The organism is Blautia sp. HCP3S3_D9 (assembly GCF_052063845.1).
In the GTDB taxonomy this organism is placed as follows: Bacteria; Bacillota; Clostridia; order Lachnospirales; family Lachnospiraceae; genus Blautia_A.
This window is the reverse complement of the sequence record NZ_JBQHWS010000249.1, coordinates 1-1,835: the sequence shown is the minus strand read 5'-3', so window position 1 is coordinate 1,835 and position 1,835 is coordinate 1. Positions and strand designations below refer to the sequence as shown.

The window sequence follows — 1,835 nt, the reverse complement described above, 5'->3', positions numbered from 1 at the left end:
CGTAAATAAATGTTTCTGATAAGAGGTAATCGCCATGCAAACGTCTAAAGATTTTTTGCATATTTTTCTTGATATGGGTGATGCACTGTTAAATAGCGGTGCGGAGATTTTTCGTGTGGAGGATACACTGAATCGAATGGGCTATGCCTGCGGGGCTGCTCAGATGAATGTTTTTGTGATCACTTCCAGTATTGTTATTACTATGGAATTTCCAGGAGAAGGAGCGCGTACTCAGACTCGCAGGATCCGTGAAGGCGGTGGAAATGATTTCACCAAGCTGGAACAGCTGAATGATCTGAGCCGCCGTTTCTGCAGTCATCCTGTTTCAGCAGCAGAACTTCGAAAAGAATTTGATAAAATCAATATAAATAAACCAAATCCTTTCTGGAAACTTCTTGGAAGTCTTCTTGTAGCGTGCAGTTTTGCACTTTTCTATGGTGGGAGTATTCCAGATACGATTGCAGCAGGGATTGGAGCTGTTCTTATCTGGGGATTGCAGCAGTATCTTCGTCCGGTGTGTATGAATGAAGTGACTTTTCAATTTGCAGCGTCTTTTCTTACAGGCTGCGCGATCTGCGGATTTACTGTGCTCTGCCCGTTTCTTCATATGGACAAGATTATGATCGGTGATATCATGCTCCTGATTCCGGGACTGATGTCAACAAACGCGATCAGGGATGTTCTTATTGGTGATACACTTTCCGGAATTATCCGTTTAATTGCCGCTTTACTCCTTGCTGCGGCACTGGCACTTGGATTTATGGGTGCGATCATTCTGTTTGGGAGGCTGGGACTTTGAACACAACGACAGTGATACAGCTGATCACCGGAGCCATCGGTTCTGTGGGATTCGGAATTCTCTTTCATATGAAAAGTAAATATCTGCCGCTGGCAGCTGCCGGCGGCTTCTTAAGCTGGTTGGTGTTCCTCCTGGGGAAGGGGCTCTGGGGAAATGTTTTTCTCCCGTCATTGCTGGCTGGTTTTATGGTAGATGTGTATGCGGAAATTCTGGCAAGGATATGTAAAGAGACTTCGACCTCTTTTTTTGTCACTTCTGTGATTCCGCTTATTCCAGGAAGTACGCTTTATTACTGCATGAACAGTATTGTAGAAGGAAATACGGTACGCGCACTGGGATATGGGCGGGCTACCTTTCTCTTTGCCTTTGGAATTGCGGCAGGTATGAGTATTGCGTGGGCGATTTGCTATTTCCTCAGAAGTATAAAGAAAAAACAAAACTGACTGTGGATTGTAAATTTCTTTATGATCTGGAGTTAACATTAATGTTGCAGGGCGTTTCCAATAATTGGAGACGCCCTGTTTTACGTATAAAGCATTATGTGGCTGTCGGTTCATAACTGACATCAACTTCACTCCACTGAACCCAGATGGAAGTTCGTGCACCTTTATTGGAACTGAAAGTGCGGTTTTGCACAAAACAGTTCCTGTCACAGAACTACCATCGCCCATTTCCTTAATTCTGGAAAATGGGACGATACATTGCTTGAAAATACATTAAAAAGTTCTGTCGTTGAGATTATTTATTCAGAAGCAGTGCGTTCTGGAAAGCCTGTTTTCTGTATCGTGGATGATACAATAGCTTCTAAGACAAAGCCTTCGTCACGGGCTCTGCATCCTATTGAAGATGCGTATTTCCACCAATCCCATTTAAAGGGAAAACAGGATTACGGTCATCAGGCGGTTGCTGTTATGCTTTCCTGTAACGGCATTGTCCTGAACTATGCTTTTGTAATGTACAATAAATTAAGTTCCAAGATTGATATTGTAGAAAATATTGCAAAAGAACTGCCGGTTCCTCCGGTACTGTCTTATTT

The 1,835-nt window shown here is 43.2% G+C and carries 2 protein-coding genes and 1 pseudogene; all 3 read left to right on the top strand.

Features of this window, described 5'->3' with window-relative positions; all coding sequences use genetic code 11:
- Positions 1 to 34 precede the first annotated feature (34 nt).
- Positions 35 to 799, top strand: coding sequence for a threonine/serine exporter family protein (locus ACTNES_RS20620; protein ID WP_291816769.1), 765 nt, complete (start codon positions 35 to 37; stop codon positions 797 to 799).
- Complete coding sequence (locus tag ACTNES_RS20615; protein WP_216459509.1) at positions 796 to 1,242, top strand: threonine/serine exporter family protein; 447 nt, start codon at positions 796 to 798, stop codon at positions 1,240 to 1,242. The genes ACTNES_RS20620 and ACTNES_RS20615 overlap by 4 nt, the downstream gene beginning before the upstream one ends.
- A gap of 258 nt (positions 1,243 to 1,500) precedes the next feature.
- Positions 1,501 to 1,835 (top strand): annotated as a pseudogene (locus ACTNES_RS20610) (hypothetical protein); the annotation flags it as partial.